We start from the raw sequence: 19,026 nt of genomic DNA, 5'->3' as shown, positions 1-19,026 counted from the left end.
GCAAACTTGTTTACCCGCCAGATAATTCAGCGTCGTACGATACCGATTGCCACACCCCAACCAACGTAGGATTTTTCTGACTTTTGCAGGGTAAAAGTCCGTAAAATAATTCGTAACCACTTCTCACCGGCTACTTGTTAAACATTTAAAAGGGAAGGTACGTACAGTACCTTCCCTGGCAACTTCAGCGCCTACTCAACGCAGCGGGCATGGGCCACCCCCCGGATCTTTCATATAAACCCTCACCACATGTTCCACGGAGGCTGTGTCGCGCCCGTCAATTACAGCCGAGTAAATTATGCCTCCCCAAGCGTTTTCCGTAGTCAGTACGGCCGGATCATAAGGAATCTTTACAATGAACCCGGCAGCTGCTTCCTGACTAGTTGGTATGTGTTTAACTTTGGCTTCAGTACCGGGTTTAATCGTGCTTCCGTTGTCAATGTAACCTTGATAAGTGAACGTCAACTCCTGACCTTCCAATTGGGGCTCGCCCCCCGATACCAACACTTCGACTACTGTGCCGGCAACGCTATCCGTTCGCAAAGACTGGCAATTCAGCAAGCCGAAGTCTTCATCGAGGTGTTGGAACCTCACCACTGGGACGACACCGTCACGAATGAGTACATCAACATCCGTCGCGAGCGAAACATCTACGTTATCGTTTACATCGTGGCTGATTACATAATGGGTCTTGATCGGATTACCATTGCCTGCGCCGTCGAAAACCCTCCATAGAACAGTAAATCGCAAGTCGGCTGGAAGCGTAGCACCGATTTTTACAACCCCGCCGTCTGCCTCGCTTACCGGCTCACCTTTCCAGTAAAGCTGTATCTGGTCATTCTCCTTGGCCCCGGTATAGAGCGTAGCCGTTACAACTACCGGACCCACGTTGTCCCCCTCCCTCAACTGATCGGGAGTACCTCCAGCGGCTCCCTGCACTGACAGTTCTGGCAGATCGGGGTTAGGGTTGCCTGGCTTGTCGGGATCTATTGGCGTGCCTGGCTTGCGCAAATCCACGCTGATATTGTTCAGCTCGACCGGATTAAGAGGATGGGCAGCACCCCCGCGTTTTATCTGATAACTGGCTGTAACAGTCTTCGGGCCGGCATTGTTGTTGAAGACATTGCGGAAGGGGACATCGACATAAAAAGGAAAACCGGGAATCGTGACCGCCGGCTGTAACAGGCCATCCCAGGTGACTTCCAACTGATCACCCGGAAGGAAGTTGGTATATTCATCTTTAATTCCGACGCCTACCGGCTCCTGAGCATCCGCCAGATCAATCAGGCTATCGATATACAGGGGAATATCCAGCGGCTGCAAATCTGCTGGAGGATCTGTCAGCGTGACGTTCAATCGTTTATAAGGTGACTCAAGGCTTACATTTCCCTTGCGATCCGTCACTTTCCAATAAATAGCCCTTACACCCTCTTCATCGTCCAGCATTGCGGCGGTCAGTCGAAATTCCAAAGGCAGAGTCAGATCCGTGCGATTAACTGTTCCAATCAACGTCGCCAAAGCGGAGGAACGACCGATAAAACATTCAACCTTATCATTCAGCATGTGGAGTTGATATTCCTGAACCCTTATCAGCACATGACCATTATCGTCCAGATATTTTTTAGTGATACCGTCACGGTCTACTTCAGCTGGAACAATTACCTCCGTTTCCGTCAGTGGCGGGGTGCTGTCAACATTAATCGGCACGGGTGTCACCGTAGCGATGTTCCCACCTTGATTGAGGTAATAGCTCAGTTCATGTTCTCCCTCTTTGTCGGTCAGGTTGGCCGGCAGCGTCATCTCGATTAGGAGAATGGCAGGGTCAATTGGCGTGGTATAGGTAAAACGCGTTCCCGGCAACCTCCTGCCATTCCACGTCAATTCAATAAACCCCGCCACCGGGGGCGAAGCACCTGCTTCTGAAAACCGAGGAATATTTATTTTCAGTGGCAAGCCCTGTATTGAGCGATGAACCTGATTCTTGCCATCACCCGGTTGATCAGGAAGCAAGAGATTATCGGGGTGAATTTCAGGCGGAAATGCATCCATCTTCGGGGCTGCCAAGCGGATCTTCTGGTAATCCAGTCGACTTTGCTGTGCGGGGGTGAGTTTTTTATAAACGGTCATTTTATCGCTCCTGGAGAAGACGCCCACGCATACGCAACAACGCAGGCATACGTTTGGCACTGGTTAAACTTCTTGCAATTAACAGACACTGCTCAAGTCAGACACGAGAAACGTGGAACTCAAGAACTGCTTATTTCAATAAGCCTGGCAACTTCGCAGACGAATACTCTGCAAACTTTTCACCCCAGCCGGAATGCTCGCAGGGCGAACCGCAGTGATCCTCGCCCTCCTTATCGGAACAGACAATACTGCTGGGCAGGGTTCTATTGATAATGACGAACTCCTCTTTTGAACTACCCACTCCGCCCTTGGCTTTCTTAAGTGTGTAATGACACAGTGCAGAGCCATCATTCACCATAGGGGCAATCAGACGTTCAAAGTCCGCGACATGCACTTCAAAACCTTCACGCGCTTGCGCGTCGCTCAATATCGTGGGGAACTTGTCTGTCACTCCGGGAATAGGTTCAGAGCCATTCCGTCCTTCACATCCTTGCCAATGCAGAGTCACAACATCATCTTTGTCGAAGGCGTTATTCCCGTCGATTTTTACCCAGACCCCTTTCCAGAGTCGCGGGCATGCACAACAGTCAAGAACACCGTCCCTGCTCGCATGAGGAAAGGATGGCTCCTTCAGGTTTTCGATCACCACAATCGATACATTGACTGAGGTTGTCAGAGCCTGTTGCAGGTTGACGTTGTTGCTGGTCGTGTAATAGACCGGTAATGCAGGGTTCTCCCGATCCTGGTCAATGATCGACCAGGGAATGGTGAACGGCACGCGCTTACCGGCTACATCACCGTGCTGAACGATATATTGCGCTGCAGGTGTGGTGATCGCCCCCCAAAACAGGCTGATGGTCTGCCCGGCGAGTGGCGCATCAAACAGCGCGAGAACCCCCTCGGCAGGCTCGCCAAAATCATCAGACGTCAACGTGTTGAGGACTTTCGAATTGACGCCGTATATTTCTACTTTTGCCAGAGTCGGGTTGAGTAATGCCGGGGCATTGGCATGGTCCTGTCCGGCGAGGGTCAAATCTACCGGGACCCTGGTTTCCAGAGAGGATGGCGTGGTGCCTGAAGGACGCCGCACTTTGTAAGTCACCGACGCCGTCAAGGGCCCCAGCCCCTTAGCTGTCAGGGCTGACCAAGGCACTGGCACGACCACGGGAAAGCGGGAAGGATCAACCGGCACCGGCGCCAGCGGTGTGCCATTCCAGTCGAGCAGAATGTCGTTGTCACTACCAGGATTGTCATAACGATCGATTTCTACCGTCACGGTTCCCTGAGCCACCGCACCTTCGCGGGCATGCTGGCGGTCAATCAACCCTCGGTCCGACAACGGCACGCGAGGCGGCTTGAGATTTCCGGGCCCCGGGAGCAGATCGACAAACAGCCCCAACAGTTCTGATATGGGGCCTTTATTACCCGCCCAGTCTCGTAGACGGTAATAGATATAACGGGGCCCCTCACCCCGGTCACGAATATCCTGTTCGCGCACGGTGATAAACAGTTCATCACGGTCAATGTCTGCCTGACTGAATTCCTGTTCGCCAATATCTGTTTCCGAGCCGGAAGGTGTATCCGTATCGGTCCAGAAATAAATCGCTCTGTCCCGGGCTTTAATTCCCGGATAACTGCAAACTTTAAAACGAACCTGCCCATGCTCCTTCAAGTAGTCGTCGGTGATACTGCCGACGACATCCAGCATTTCCAGCAAGACGGGCTCCTGACCATAGTTCGGGGCCACCGTGTCCACGGTAATACGTTTTTTTGCGGACTCAGCAGGGTTGCCCCCCTGGATCAGGATGTAAGACAGGTCGTAGATGCCACTGTCCATATAGTCCCTGGGGACTGACACGTATTTGTCCCCAGGTGCGATGGGAATAGGAAACTTAAATTCATTGACTTCGCGAAAGTCATTCCCAAACAGGCGGAATCCCACTTTGATAATATCGGGCCCGAGAAGAGGATCGGTCGTGAAGTTCCACTCAGGAACAATCAACTGCAGATCACGGTTCAACTCCGTACGCGGCAACAGTCCGTCGGGGCTTTCTTCACCGAGTTCGTCTTTGAGAATGACCGGCACTCGCGGAACCGGCAAAGCGGTGACTTCCGATGGTTGCGAATTTGCACTGTGCGGGTCTTGTGTGTGTTCCGGGGGCTGCATGTAAGACACTCCGCGACAATTAACCAATCGTTGGTGTGCGGGTATCAACAGGGTGATACCGCCGCTGCATGGGTTCGATTTAATGCGCAATGGCGGGTGCTGCCTACTGTCAGAAATTACAGGTATTGCTACCGTTCGTCGGAATCAATGCTCATGCACAGGGGGCTTAAACATGTGCGCTTATCAGAAACGTGCAGGCAACAAATCGAGCTACACGACCTAGCGTCATCGCTTACAGCTACGCCAGAATCCGCCGGGTTGATGCAGGTGTGATCAACCGCTGAGTTTTTCGGAGTCAGATCTGGCGCTTTCGCGAACAGGCTCGCTGCCACAGTTAAACGCGCTCCAATATGGGAGCGAGCCTGCTCGCGAAGACTGACGAAAGAACAACGCCCTGCCTCCAGGCAGAAAAAACCCGCCGCCCCGGTTGAACGGGACGGCGGGTTTTGTCGTTTCAGGCGTCGCTTACACCGTATCCACCTTCAACGAATGATCATTCAGCATCCCGCTGATGATCGTCGCCGTGTCATGCCCGCCAGCCACCACCCCGCCCGCCCCCGGCGTTACGCCGTAGTGGCTGGCCAGATTGACGCCGGCCAGATCAATCGTCTGGTTCGGCGTAGCACCGGCCATGGCGCTGACATCAATGCTGGTGAGCACCGAGGCGCCGCTGCCGCTGACAGTGAAGTGCAGGTAGTCATCCAGTGACGCTGTGGTGCCGTTTTCGCCCTGCAGCAGTTGCGACAGGTCGAGCTTGTCGGTGCCGGGGGTGAAGTCGGTGATCAGGTCGTGGCCGCTGTTGCCCTTGAGCCACTGGAAGGTATCGGCCCCTGCGCCGCCGGTCATGGTGTTGTTGCCCATGCCGCCAATCAGCAGGTCGTCGCCACCGCCACCGTTGAGGATGTCGTTGCCGAGGCCACCGTTGATCACGTTGTTATTGTTATCGCCGGTGAGGGTGTCATTGAAGTTCGAGCCGACGAGGTTTTCGATGCCGGTCAACGTATCGGTGCCGGCGCCCAGGGTGTTTTGCGCACCGAGCAGGCCGAGGTTGACCGTGACCCCGGCCGTGGCGTGGGCGTAGCTGGCGGTGTCGCTGCCAGTACCGCCGTCGAGCAAATCGTTGCCCGGGCCGCTGTAGAGCAAGTCGTTGCCGGCACCGCCGTGCAGTTCGTTGTTGCCTGAGCCTGCGGTGAGCACATCGTTGCCGTCGCCGGCGTTGATGATGTTGTCGCCGCTGCCCGCCACCAGCACGTCATCCCCCGAGGTGCCGGTGAGGGTGTGGCCGTCCTGATAGCTGATGCTGACGTTGGCGGTGTCGCTGCCGCCATGGTTGTCGTTGGCGGTGTAGCTGCCGTGGAAGTCCGGAGTGATGTCGTGGGCACCGGCGTAGTTGAGGGTCATGGTCAGCTGATAGTTTTCCGCTGCGTTGGGGTTACCGCCGCCGCTGGGATTGGCGATGTTGGTGATGTGGATCTGATAGACGCCATCGGCTGAAGCGGTGAGGGTTTGTCCGTCCGCCAGGGTTGTGTAGGCGCCACCGTTGATCGAGTACTCCATGGTGACGTGACCGGCCGCCAGGTTGTGATCCAGATTGAGGGTTTCGCCCTGGCGCAGGTTGACGGTGATGCGGTCTTCATCGTTGGCGTTGCTGTTGGTCACTGCACCGAGATAGCCACTGACCACCAGCACGGCGGTCATGGTCGCGGCGTTGGCACTGAACGAATTACGCACGTTGGCCAGGTTCTGGTTGGCGGCGGTGTTGACGTTGGTGCCGGTGAAGTTGATCGCGCCGGTGCCGGTGAAGTCCGCCGCTTTCGAGATCCAGCCGGTGTTGAAACTGGTGGGCGTGGCGTTGAGCGTGTCGCCATTCGGATCGGTGTCATTGGCCAGCAACAGCTCGCCCGGCACCACAATGTTGCCAGAGAGCACGTTGGTGATGACGTGATCGTCAACCGCCACCGGCGGCGCGTTGGGAATGACTTTCACGGTCAGCGTCGAACTGGCGAGGTCGCCGTCGTTGTCGCTGACGGTGAAGCCGATGTTCTCGGTGATGACCACAGCGGTGGTTTTCTGCGAGGTGTAGGTGTAGTCGCCGGTGTCGAGGTTGATCAGCAGTGTGCCGCCGTTATTGGTGGCGATGCTCAGCGTGTTATTGACGGTGTTGAAGGTGCCGTGGTTGATGCCGCCGCTTGGCGTCAACGAGCCTTGGCCGCTGAGGGCTTTCGGATCGTAGGTGTAAGTGGTGCCGTCAATCACGATGGATTTGATGAAACCGCCGTCGGCGCCGAAGGTGCCGCCCTCGCCCAGCAACGAACCGGTGACCGGCGCGCCCTGTACGGTGCCGGACAGCACCGAGTTGAGTTGATTGAGATCGGTGACCACCACCGCGTTGGTGTTGGTGTGGCTGATGCCGTCATACGCCAGCGGGTCGAGGTTGGCGTTGCTCACGCCGCTGCCGAGGCCGATCGCGTAGTTCTTGATGTTGTTGGCATCGAGGAAGTTTTTCAGCGCGGCTTCATCAGCGGCGTTGATGTCGCCTTCGTTGGGTTTGCCGTCCGAGAAGAAGTAACCGACGTTCTGCGCCCCAGTGAGTTTGCCCGAGGTGTTGAACGCGGTTTGCATCACCGCGACAGCGGCGTCGTAGTTGGTGCCGCCGCCTGCCGTCAGCCCGGCGAGAATGGTTTTCGCGGTCGCGACATCGACCCATACCGAGGTTCTGTCAGTGGCGTTGCTGCTGAAGGTAACGAGCTGGACTTTGACATCGCCGAGGTCGTCGTACTTGTCGAGCAAGGCGCTGATCGCCTGCTTGGCCAGGTCCAGCCGCGACAGGCCCGGCACACCCGAGGCGTCGGCCATACTGCCAGAGATGTCGAGGACGATAAGCAGGTTGGAATCGATCTCCACTGCCGCCACCGAACGATCCGACGCCACCGCTTTTGGTACGTCATCGACGATGTTGACCACGAGGGTACTGGTGGTGCTGTTGCCCAGTGCATCGGTGGCTTTGTAGGTGAAACTTTCGCTGAGGGTGTTCGCCCCGTCGTTGGCGCCCGGCGAGGTTTTCGGTGCCGAGGTCAGCGTGTAGGTGTAGGTACCGTCGGCGTTGAGCTGAATCTGCCCATAGCTGCCGGTGGCGCTGCCGACCAGGGTGTAGGTGATCGCGCCCGTACCGCCAGTGACTGCGCCGACCAGCGTGCCGGTCGCGGTTTCACCGGTGTTGCTCGGGTCGCTGCCGGTGACCGTACCAGGGGCCAGATCCGCGCCGTCCTTGCTCAGGTCGAGGGCTTTTTCATACACCGTCACGTCCTGATCGACCGAGGCTACCAGTTTGCTGTCGGCGACGTTGATGGTGATGGTCGTGGTGCTTTCATCGCCGTCGCTGTCGCGGATGGTATAGGTGAAGGTATCGGTGGCGCCCGGTGGGCTCACCGAGTTCGGGTTGCTGTGGTAAACGGCATTGCCCGCCGCATCGAGGGTCAGGTAACCGAAGTTGCCATTGATGTTGCTGTTGAGGCCGCCGATGGCCGAAGTGCCGGTGTTGCTGCCGGCGCGCACGCCGATCACTGTGGCCGCGCCATCGGCACCGCTGATGTCATTGCCCAGCACGCTGACATTGACCGTACCGCCCTCGGCCACCGAGCCGGTGTCGGGTTTGGCGGTCGGCAGGTCATCGATGATGTTGACGTTGATCTGGCCGTTGGCGGTGCTGCCATCCGTGTCCGTGGCCACGACGGTGAAGTTCTCGGTGAGGCTGTTGGCACCGTTGGCGTTCGGATGGGTTTCGTTATCGACCAGGGTGTAGCTGTAACTGACCACACCGGTCGCGGGGTTGTAACCGGTGACGGTGAAGGTGCTGCCCAGCGGCGAGACGACCGATTGCGGGAATCCTGCGGCAACACCGTTGGTGACCACGGCGATGCCGCCCACAGTAAGGGTTTGCAGGCCATCGAGCGCAGTGACGGTGAAGGTGCCGCTCTGGGTCAGCGCCGGGGTGTCGGGGCTGGTGCCGTCGCTGAGGTTTTTCTCGTAGACGCTGAGTTCGCCACCATTGACGTCGAGGCCGTTGAGCAGCACCGGATCGTCGTTGTTGTGGATGTTCAGCACCAGGTTGGCGGTGCTGGTGTCGCCGTCGGCATCGGTCAGGGTGTAGCTGAACGTCTCGGTGCCGTTACCGCCGCCGTGCAGGTTTTTGAAGTCGGCATCGTTGGGGTTCAGCGTGTAGGTGTACGTGCCGTTGGCGTTGAGCACCAGCGTGCCGTAAGTACCGGTGAAGGTGCCGGCGGTGATCGGCCCGGCATTCGGTCCGGTCGCGACCACATCGGCGCCTTGCACATCGTTGCTCAGTACGTTGCCAGTCAGGGTCAGTTGCGTTTCCGAAGCGTTGTTGGCGTTGCTGTCGTTCACGGCTTTCGGCACGTCATCGACGATGTTCACGACGATGGTGCTGGTGACGATATTGCCCAGCGAATCGGTGGCCTGATAGGTAAAGGTTTCGGTCAGGCTGTTGGCGCCGTCGTCAGCATGTGGCGTGGTGCTTGCCGGCGAGGTCAGCGTGTAGGTGTACGTGCCGTTGGGGTTGAGGACGATTTGCCCGTAGTTGCCGGTGGCGCTGCCGACCAAGGCATAACTGATTGCACCGACCGCACCGGTGACCGAACCGACCAAGGTGCCGGACGCGGTTTCGCCGGTGTTGGTCGGGTCGCTGCCAGTGACCGTGCCGGCGGCCAGATCCGCGCCGTCCTTGGTCAGATCGAGGGCTTTCTCGAAGACGGTGACGTCGGTGTCGCTGGTCGCGCACAGCTTGCTGTTGGCGACATCGATGGTGATGGTGGTGGTGCTTTCATCACCGTCGGAATCGCGCACGGTGTAGGTGAACACATCCACCGCGCCCGGGCCGTTCACGACGTTGGGATTGCTGTGGTAGACGGCGTTGCCGTTGGCGTCCAGGGTCAGGTAGCCGTAGGTGCCGTTGATGTTGCTGTTGAGGCCACCGATGGCCGAGGTCGAAGTGTCGGCGCCGGCGCGCACGCCGACCACCGCACCGGTTACGGCCGGGCCGTCGGCGCCGCCGATGTCATTGTTCAGGACATTGCCACTGACCGTGCCGCCTTCCGCCACCGATGCGGCATCAGGATGGGCGCTGGGCAAATCATCGACGATGTTGACGTTGATCTGGCCGTTGGCCGTGCTGCCATCGGTGTCCGTCGCCACGACGTTGAAGTTTTCGGTGATGCTGTTGGCGCCGTTGGCGTTCGGGTGGGTTTCGTTGTCGACCAGGGTGTAGCTGTAGCTCACAACACCGGTCGCCGGATTGTAACCGGTGATGGTCAACGTGCTGCCGAGTGGCGTGACGATCGATTGCGGGAAGCCTGCGGCCACGCCACCGGTGACCACGTTGATGCCGCCCACGGTCAGGGTTTGCAAACCGTCGAGGGCGGTGACGGTGAAGGTGCCGCTTTGGGTCAGCGCCGGGGTGTTTGGGCTGGTGCCGTCGCTGAGGTTTTTCTCGTAGACGGTGAGCTCGCCACCGTTGACGTCGAGGCCGTTGAGGTAGACCTGATCGTCATTGTTGTGGATGTTCAGCACTAGATTCGCGGTGCTGGTATCGCCATCGGAATCGGTGATGGTGTAGGCGAAGGTTTCCGTGCCGTTGCCGCCACCGTGGAGGTTTTTGAAGTCGGCGTCATTGGTGTTCAGCGTGTAGGTATACGTGCCGTTGGCGTTGAGCACCAAGGTGCCGTAAGTGCCGGTGAAAGTGCCCGGAGTGACGGGCCCGGTCGGTACGCGGTCGGCACCTTGCACATCGTTGGTCAGGACGTTGCCGGTCAGCGTCAGCAGGGTTTCCGACGCGGTACCGGCGTTGCTGTCATCCACGGCTTTCGGCAGATCGTCGACGATATTGATGTCGAGGGTGGCATTGGCAGTGGTGCCGTTGTCATCGACCACGGTAACGGCGAACTGCTCAGGCAGGTTGTTCGCGCCATTGGCGGTTGGATGCGCTTCGTTGTCGATCAGGGTGTAGCTGTAGCTGACCACCCCGGTGGCGGCGTTGAAACCGGTGATGGTCAGTGTGCTGCCCAGCGGTGTGGTGACCGATTGTGGGAAACCTGCGGCCACACCGTTGGTCACGACGGCGATGCCACCGACAGTCAGCGTGGTGACGCCATCGAGTGCAGTGATGGTGAACGTGCCGCTCTGGGTCAGCGCAGTGGAATCCGGTGCACTGCCGTCGCTGAGATTTTTCTCGTAAACGCTGAGTTCGCCGCCGTTGACGTCGAGGCCGTTGATGATCACCGGATCGTCGTTGTTGTGGATCTGCAGGACAAGGTTGGCGGTGCTGGTGTCACCGTCGGAATCGGTAATCGTGTAGGCGAAGGTTTCTGTGCCATTACCGCCGCCGTGCAGGTTTTTAAAGTCGGCGTCGTTGGTGTTCAGCGTGAAGGTGTAGGTGCCGTTGGCGTTGAGCACCAAGGTGCCGTAAGTCCCGGTGAAGGTGCCGGCCGTAACGGGTCCTGTTGGTACGCGATCGGCACCTTGCACGTCGTTGGTCAGGACGTTGCCGGTCAGCGTCAGCAGGGTTTCCGACGCGGTACCGGCGTTGCTGTCATCCACGGCTTTCGGCAAGTCGTCGACGATGTTCACATCGAGGGTGCCGTTAGCGGTGGTGCCATTATCATCGACCACGGTGACGGCGAACTGCTCAGGCAGATTGTTCGCGCCATTGGCGGTTGGATGCGCTTCGTTGTCGACGAGGGTGTAGCTGTAGCTGACCACGCCGGTGGTGGCGTTGAAACCGGTGATGGTCAGTGTGCTGCCCAGCGGCGTGGTGACCGATTGTGGAAAACCTGCCGCCACGCCATTGGTGACGACAGCGATGCCGCCGACGGTCAGCGTGGTGACGCCATCGAGTGCGGTGATGGTGAAAGTGCCGCTTTGGGTCAACGCGGTGGAATCCGGTGCACTGCCGTCGCTGAGGTTTTTTTCGTTGACGGTGAGTTCACCGCCATTCACGTCGAGGCCGTTGATGATCACCGGATCGTCGTTGTTGTGGATCTGCAGGACAAGGTTGGCGGTGCTGGTATCACCGTCGGAATCGGTGATGGTGTAGGCGAAGGTTTCTGTGCCATTGCCGCCGCCATGGAGGTTTTTGAAGTCGGCGTCGTTGGTGTTCAGCGTGTAGGTATACGTGCCGTTGGCGTTGAGGACCAGCGTGCCGTAAGTCCCGGTGAAGGTGCCGGCCGTAACGGGTCCTGTTGGTACGCGATCGGCACCTTGCACGTCGTTGGTCAGCACGTTGCCGGTCAGTGTCAGTTGCGTTTCAGACGCCGTGCCATTGCTGTCATCAAAGGCTTTGGGTACGTCGTCGGTGATGTTCACGTCGAGCGTGCCGTTGGCAGTGGTGCCGTTATCGTCGACCACGGTGACGGCGAATTGCTCTGGCAGATTGTTCGCGCCGTTGGCGGTGGGATGCGCTTCGTTGTCGACCAGGGTGTAGCTGTAGCTGACCACGCCCGTGGTGGCGTTGAACCCGGTGATGGTCAGCGTGCTGCCGAGCGGTGTAGTAATCGATTGCGGGAAACCTGCGGCCACGCCGTTGGTGACGACGGCAATGCCGCCGATGGTCAGCGTGGTGACACCATCGAGTGCGGTGATGGTGAACGTACCGTTCTGCGTCAGCGCGGTGGAATCCGGCGCACTGCCGTCGCCGAGATTTTTCTCGTAGACCGTCAGCTCCCCGCCTTCGACGTTCAAGCCGTTGATGACCACCGGATCGTCATTGTTGTGGATCTGCAGGACGAGGTTGGCAGTGCTGGTATCACCGTCCGAATCAGTGATCGTGTAGGCGAAGGTCTCGGTACCGTTGCCGCCTCCATGGAGGTTTTTGAAGTCGGCATCGTTGGTGTTCAGCGTGTAGGTGTAAGTGCCGTTGGCGTTCAGCACCAAAGTGCCGTAAGTGCCGGTGAAAGTGCCTGGGGTGACGGGCCCGGTGGGTACGCGATCAGCCCCTTGCACATCGTTGGTCAACACATTGCCGGTCAGTGTCAGCTGCGTTTCAGACGCCGTGCCATTGTTGTCATCAAAGGCTTTTGGCACATCGTCGGTGATGTTGACGTCGAGCGTGCCGGTCGCGGTGTCGCCATTGCTGTCGCCGGCAATCACGGTGAACTGTTCGCTGAGATTGTTCACGCCGTCGCCGGCTGCATGAGTTTCGTTGCCGTTGAGGGTGTAGCTGTAGCTGACAACGCCAGTCGCCGGGTTGTAGCCGGTGATGGTCAGGGTGTTGCCCAGCTGCGAGGTGATCGATTGCGGGAAGCCGATCGGCACACCGCCAACGATAACGTTGATGCCGCCGATGCTCAGGCTGGTCAGACCGTCCGGTGCCGACACGGTGAAACTGCCGCTTTGCGTCAGTGCACCGGGGTTGGCCGACGAGCCGTCAGGCAGATTGGCTTCATTGACGTTGAGTTCACCGCCCGCCACATTCAGACCGGTGAGGGTCACCGGATTGTTCACCGGTGGCGGCACCACCACAGCCGGGGTGTCATCGCCGTTGTCGATCACCGCATTGTGGCGTTCTTCAGGGAATTCAGGAATACCGCCGAACCCGGCGGTGGGGAAACCGATGATCGGATCGACGCGTCCGCCGACCTCCGTCAGCAGGACAAAACTGTGGCCGCCGCCCGCCTCGCCCGGTGCGCCGCCCGGCGCATTCGGACCGGCCGCGGTGGCTTCAGCGGTTTTGCTCGGGTCGTCACCGGCGGCGATGGCTTTCTGGATCTGCTCGACGTCGGTCAATTGCGCGTCGCTCGGGGTCACGGCCTCCGCGGCATTGACATGCGCCGCCTGACCCGCCAGCAGTTCACCGGTCATGGTCATGCTGCTGCCGCGTCCGAGGGTCAGTTCCTGGCCGTTTTGCAGATGAACGGCGACGGCGCCTTCTGCGCCGGTGATCAGTTGATCGCCGGCAAACAGGCGATCCCCCTCAACCAGTGCGCGTTTGGTACCGTCGGCTGACTGGGCGAAAACCTGGCCAATGACTTTAGTGACTGTGCCGATGAGCGTTGCCATGTGAAATCCTCCGCTGCCGACCACCGTCGGCACTGGTAAGCGAAGCAGCCCATGGCTCAATCGGGTTGTCGGAGGTGACGCTCGCACCTTCAACAGTTCGTTTTGCAGGCGGCCTCTTTCGGAAACATCAGTGCTATCAAGCACTTCCACATCCTGATCAAAGCCATACGCCCACTAACGCTACGTAACGCTGATGAATCACTCGAGTGACAAAAATCTGTCACCCCTCAGCCGCTACGCGTCCCTCCCCTTCAGCAGTACTTCGCCGTATGTCGCAAAGTGAGTGGAACTTTCCTCAAGCCTTTTTGCGCTCCCTAAAGCGCATAAAACAAAGGCTTTCGTGCTGAACAATGTGCCGGTTTTTACAAAGCGCATAAGTTTTTTTCGGCATAAGCCTTATGAAAATTTTTTCTTAGCTACGCTTCAGGATGTTCTTAGCTCTGTTGTTACAAGAGTGAAACGCATACACCTAAAAATATCGTCAAATATTTGGCGACAGTAACACACCATCAGGACTCAGGGAGATGCACCCATGCGCGTTCTAACCCCCCTCTGCAGCGCGGTTTTGCTGGCCATGGCTTGCACTTCTCAAGCCCAGGCCATGAACCTCACCGAGGCGATTCAAAGCACCATCGCCACTCACCCGGAACTGGCCTCGCGCGTGGACGCCCGCCTGTCGGCTGATGAACAAGTCAAAGTGGCCAAGGGCGGCTTTTATCCGTCCGTCGATTTGAACGCCGCGTATGGCCGTGGCTACAGCGACAACACCAACACTCGGGCCTTCGGTAATCACCACACCGAAATCCTCAATTACACCCAGTCCGAGCTGCGTCTGCGGCAGATGCTGTTCGACGGTTTCAACACCGCCAACGAAGTCGAGCGCACCAAAGGCGTGTCCAATTCGCGTGCGTATTACGCGCAAGGTACCGCCCAGGATCTGGCCCTGCGCACCATCGAGGTCTACCTCGAAGTGCTCAAGCGTCGCGAACTGGTGACACTGGCCAAGAACAACCTGCAGGCGCACTTGCGCGTCAACGATCAGATCGGCCTGCGCACCGAGCGTGGCGTCGGCAGTACCGCTGACTCGGATCAATCGGTCGCGCGTAAGGCCTTGGCGCAGAACAACCTCGACACCGCCGAAGTCGACCTGGCCGATGCCGAATCAAACTTCTACAGCGTGGTCGGGCGCATGCCCGATGAGCTGGAAACCCCGGCCTCGACCCGTGGCGAACTGCCGACCGAATTGCGTGAAGCCCAACAGAGCATGGTCGACAACAACCCATATCTGAAGTCCGCCCAGGCTGACGTGCAATCGGCCGAGAGCCAGTACGAAGTCGCCAAATCGCCGTTCTACCCGCGCTTCGATGCCGAAGCCGCCGTCGGCGCGAACAACAACGTGCAAGGCGATGAAGGCCACGACAACGAATGGCGGGTGGGCGTGGTGATGAACTACAACCTGTTCCGTGGTGGCAGCGACAAGGCGCGCCTGGCCTCCGATGCGCACCAGATCAATCAGGCCATGGACATCCGCAACAACGCCCTGCGCCAGCTCAACGAGAACATCCGCTTGGCGTGGAACGCCATGGAAAACGCAAAGAAACAGACCCCGACCGCCCGCGAATACGCGGAAACCACCAAACGCGTACGCGCCGCGTATCAGGATCAGTTCGGCCTCGGCCAACGGACTTTGCTCGATTTGCTCGACAGTGAAAATGAGCTCTACAACGCCAACCGTCGCTACACCGAAATCCGCTACACCGAGGAATATTCGATGTACCGCGTGCTGGCAAACATGGGCCAGTTGTTGAGCAAGCAACGGGTGGTGCTGCCGGCCGATGCGATCGCCGCGACCGAAGTGAAAAACGAAGCGCGCCTGCCGGAACTGAAATAAGTCCCCTGTTGATCGTTCCCACGCTCTGCGTGGGAATGCCTCAATGGACGCTCTGCGTCCGCTTTGGGACGCGGAGCGTCCCGGGCTGCATTCCCACGCGGAACGTGGGAACGATCAATGTGTGGATTCCCGTGCCCGTTCAACAGAGGCGATCAATATGACCAGCATGGAACCCGGCCACACCGGGATCGATCCGCGGCTGAGCTTCGATGATCCGTTACTCGACGGTCTGTTGATCCTCTGCAAACTGCATGGCGCGACGGTCAGTCGCGCCAGCCTGAGTGCCGGACTGCCCCTCAACAAACAACGACTGAGCCTCGACCTGCTGCCCCGCGCTGCCGCCCGAGCTGGGTTGCAGGCACGGATTCTGCGCCGCGAGCTGAAAGACATCTCGCCGCTCAACCTGCCGATTCTGCTGCTGCTCAACGACGGTCGCACTGCTGTTTTACGGCGCTTCGGCGACGACGGCAAAGCGCTGATCCTGCCCAGCGAAGCCGATGGCGGCGAGCAATGGATCAGCCGCGAAGAACTCAGCGAGCACTACAGTGGCCAAGCCTTGTTCGCCCGTCCGCGCCACGAACTCGAAGACCTCCGTTCACCGCTGGTGCCACGGGTGCATGCGTGGTTTCGCGACACCCTGAAGCTGTCGAAATGGCTCTACAGCGATGCGATCCTCGCCAGTTTCCTGATCAACTTGCTAGGCCTGATGGTGCCGCTGTTCGTCATGCAAACCTATGACCGCGTGGTGCCCAATCAGGCCACCTCGACCTTATGGGTGCTGTCGATCGGCTTGCTGATAGGCACCGGTTTCGAGCTGGTGTTGCGGGTGGTCCGCGCGCACCTGCTGGATACCGCTGGCAAGAAAACCGATGTGATCCTTTCCGCGACTTTATTTGAACGCATCACCGGCATGTCGATGAAGGCACGGCCGGCGACCATCGGCGGTTTCGCCCAGAGCATTCATGACTTTCAGGGCCTGCGCGAATTCCTCACGGCGGTGACGTTGACCAGCCTGATCGACCTGCCCTTCGTGGTGCTGATGCTGGTGGTGATCGGCCTGCTCGGCGGTTGGCTGGTGGTGATTCCGCTGCTGGCGTTTCCGATCACCATTATCTTCGCGATGATCATTCAGGTACGTCTGCGTGACACCGTGCAAAAGAGCCTGAGCCTCGGCGCTGAACGCCAAGCGGTGCTGATCGAAACCCTCGGCGGCCTGGAGACCCTCAAGGCCTGCAGCGCCGAAAGCGAGCGCCAGCACAAATGGGAAAGCACCCACGGCGCCCTCACCCGCCTCGACAGCCACGCGCGCAATCTTTCGGCGCTGGCCACCAACGGCACGTTGTTCATTCAACAGTTCTCGGGGATGGCGACCATTGTCGCCGGGGTCTACAGCATCATCGCCGGCAACCTCAGCGTCGGTGCGCTGGTCGCCAGTTACATGCTCGGCAGCCGCGTGCTCGCACCGCTGGGGCAGATTGCCGGGCTGATCACCCGCTATCAGCAAGCGCAACTGACCATGAAAAGCACCGATGCACTGATGGCTCTGCCGCAGGAACGCGACGGCAAACAGCGGCCGCTGGAACGCACGCAACTGCAAGGTGCGCTGGACGTCAGCGGCGTGACCTTTCATTACAACGGCCAGAATGCCCCGGCGCTGAGCAATGTCAGTTTCAGCCTGAAACCCGGTGAGCGGGTCGGCATCATCGGCCGCAGCGGTTCGGGCAAAAGCACGTTGGCGCGATTGGTCATGGGTTTTTATGAACCCGAAGAAGGCCAGCTGTTGCTCGACGGCCTCGACCTGCGCCAGCTCGATGTCGCCGACCTGCGCCAGCAGATCGGTTATGTCGCCCACGATCTGCCGCTGCTGGCCGGCAGTTTGCGCGACAACCTCACCCTCGGCGCGCGCTACATCAGCGATTCACGCATGCTCGAAGTGGCCGAACTGACCGGCGTTACCGAACTCGCTCGTCAGCATCCGCAAGGCTTCGATCGGCCGGTGGGCGAGCGCGGGCAATTGCTCTCCGGCGGCCAACGTCAAGCGGTGTTGCTCGCTCGATCCCTATTGCTCGATCCGCCGATCATGCTGCTCGACGAACCGACCAGCGCCATGGACAACAGCAGCGAGGACTTGCTGCGGCAGAAGCTGCACAGCTGGGTGCAGGGCAAGACGCTGCTGCTGGTCACCCATCGCACCTCGATGCTGAGCCTGGTGGACCGGTTGCTGGTGCTGGACAACGGCCGGGTCGTCGCCGACGGTCCGAAAGAAGCGGTCATCGATGCACTGCGCAAGGGCCGTGTCGGCTCGGCAGCGGTCTAGGAGTTACCCCATGTCTGCTTCCTCCGATAGCAAAGAGCGCGGCTACTTCGACAGTTTCGGCAAAAGCGCCGAAGCCGAATTCATGCCGGAAACCGCCGGCGCTTCCTTGCAGGATTCGCCGCGCTGGTCGCGGATCACCGTGTGGCTGGCGGCGGCGCTGCTGATCAGCGCGGTGGTCTGGGCCAAGTTCGCCGTGCTCGAAGAAGTGACCATGGGCGAAGGCAAGGCGATTCCGTCGAGCAAGATTCAGGTGATCCAGAACCTTGAGGGCGGCATCGTCACCGAGATTTTCTTTCGTGAAGGGCAGATGGTGAACAAGGGCGATACCTTGCTGCGTCTGGATGACACGCGCTTCCGCTCGAACAAGGGTGAGAGTGAGGCGGATCGCTATGCGTTGACGGCGCAGGTCGAACGGCTGTCGGCGGAGGCCGAGGGCCGGCCGTTCAAGCTCTCCGATGAAGTCATCGCCAAAGCGCCGCAAGTCGCCGAAGACGAGCGCTCGCTGTACGAACAACGTCAGCGCCGGCTGGCCAGCGAGCAGCGCACGCTCAGCGAACAACTGCGGCAGAAGACTCAGGAACTCGCCGAGTTTCGCTCCAAGCAAGGTCAGTTCAGCTCGAGTCTGGCGCTGCTGCAGCAAGAGATGAACATGTCCGAACCGCTGGTGAAAACCGGCGCGGTGTCACCCGTGGAAATCCTCCGACTGAAACGCAGCGCCGTGGAAATTCGTGGCTCGCTGAACGCCACCACTTTGGCGATTCCCCGCGCCGAATCGGCGATTGCCGAGATCCGCAGCAAGATCGACGAGTCGGAGCAAACCTTCCGCTCGGAAGCGGCCAAAGAGCTGAATGAGAAACGCACCGACCTGTCGAAAATCACCGCGACCAGCATCGCCATCGACGACCGCGTCACCCGCACTACGGTGACCTCCCCGGTGCACGGAGTGATCAAACAATTGAAGGTCAACACCATCGGCGGCGTGGTGCAACCGGGCAGCGACATGGTTGAAATCGTGCCGTTGGAAGACAACTTGCTGATTGAGGCCAAGGTGCGGCCGCAGGATGTTGCGTTCCTGCATCCGGGCCAGAAAGCCATGGTCAAGTTCAGTGCCTACGACTACACGATTTATGGTGGGCTGAGTGCCAAGCTTGAGTTGATCGGTGCCGACACGATTACCGATGACAAGGGCAACAGTTTCTATCTGATTCAGGTGCGCACCGATAAAAACCATTTGGGCGGGGATGTGAAACCGTTGTTGATCATCCCGGGGATGGTAGCGACGGTGGACATTATTACCGGGGAGAAAAGTGTGCTGGATTACTTGCTGAAACCCGTGCTCAAGGCCCGGACCGAGGCGATGCGCGAACGTTAGCCTTTGTTGAGATTTGCGGTAATTGATCTGGCGCCTTCGCGAGCAAGCTCGCTCCCACATTTTGGAATGCGTTCCCCTGTGGG

6 protein-coding genes are annotated in these 19,026 nt (G+C 59.0%); 3 read left to right on the top strand and 3 right to left on the bottom strand.

Annotated elements, in window-relative coordinates; genetic code table 11:
• Positions 1-195: 195 nt before the first annotated feature.
• The 3 genes from ACW9IR_RS20110 to ACW9IR_RS20100 all read right to left on the bottom strand — a co-directional run bounded on the left by ACW9IR_RS20110 (position 196) and on the right by ACW9IR_RS20100 (position 13,363).
• Positions 196-2,127 carry a hypothetical protein gene (locus ACW9IR_RS20110; protein ID WP_457464844.1) on the bottom strand — a complete coding sequence of 644 codons (1,932 nt, stop codon included), beginning with the start codon at positions 2,125-2,127 and terminating at the stop codon, positions 196-198.
• A gap of 130 nt (positions 2,128-2,257) precedes the next feature.
• Positions 2,258-4,294 (bottom strand): hypothetical protein, encoded by a 2,037-nt coding sequence (locus ACW9IR_RS20105; protein WP_457464842.1) that lies wholly within the window; start codon positions 4,292-4,294, stop codon positions 2,258-2,260.
• A 465-nt stretch (positions 4,295-4,759) separates the two neighbouring features.
• Positions 4,760-13,363, bottom strand: a complete 8,604-nt coding sequence (locus ACW9IR_RS20100) for a retention module-containing protein (protein WP_457464840.1) — start codon at positions 13,361-13,363, stop codon at positions 4,760-4,762.
• Positions 13,364-13,895: 532 nt separating this feature from the next.
• Here ACW9IR_RS20100 and ACW9IR_RS20095 point away from each other — a divergent pair.
• The 3 genes from ACW9IR_RS20095 (at position 13,896) to ACW9IR_RS20085 (ending at position 18,943) form a co-directional block, all read left to right on the top strand.
• Complete coding sequence (locus tag ACW9IR_RS20095; RefSeq protein WP_150649757.1) at positions 13,896-15,254, top strand: TolC family outer membrane protein; 1,359 nt, start codon at positions 13,896-13,898, stop codon at positions 15,252-15,254.
• Positions 15,255-15,411: 157 nt separating this feature from the next.
• Positions 15,412-17,571, top strand: coding sequence for a type I secretion system permease/ATPase (locus ACW9IR_RS20090; protein WP_457464838.1), 2,160 nt, complete (start codon positions 15,412-15,414; stop codon positions 17,569-17,571).
• Between the two features lie 10 nt (positions 17,572-17,581).
• On the top strand, positions 17,582-18,943 hold the full coding sequence (locus ACW9IR_RS20085) for an HlyD family type I secretion periplasmic adaptor subunit (RefSeq protein WP_095119047.1): 1,362 nt from the start codon (positions 17,582-17,584) through the stop codon (positions 18,941-18,943).
• Positions 18,944-19,026: the final 83 nt, after the last annotated feature.

It is taken from the genome of Pseudomonas sp. SDT291_1_S447, from assembly GCF_054070155.1.
This window is presented reverse-complemented; position numbering and strand designations above follow the sequence as displayed.

What these genes read in the sequence shown, in the direction of transcription:
- ACW9IR_RS20105 (WP_457464842.1), bottom strand. Translation starts at nt 4,294, where the DNA reads ATGCAGCCCCCGGAACACACACAAGACCCGCACAGTGCAAATTCGCAA.
- ACW9IR_RS20110 (WP_457464844.1), bottom strand. Translation starts at nt 2,127, where the DNA reads ATGACCGTTTATAAAAAACTCACCCCCGCACAGCAAAGTCGACTGGAT.
- ACW9IR_RS20085 (WP_095119047.1), top strand. Translation starts at nt 17,582, where the DNA reads ATGTCTGCTTCCTCCGATAGCAAAGAGCGCGGCTACTTCGACAGTTTC.
- ACW9IR_RS20090 (WP_457464838.1), top strand. Translation starts at nt 15,412, where the DNA reads ATGACCAGCATGGAACCCGGCCACACCGGGATCGATCCGCGGCTGAGC.
- ACW9IR_RS20100 (WP_457464840.1), bottom strand. Translation starts at nt 13,363, where the DNA reads ATGGCAACGCTCATCGGCACAGTCACTAAAGTCATTGGCCAGGTTTTC.
- ACW9IR_RS20095 (WP_150649757.1), top strand. Translation starts at nt 13,896, where the DNA reads ATGCGCGTTCTAACCCCCCTCTGCAGCGCGGTTTTGCTGGCCATGGCT.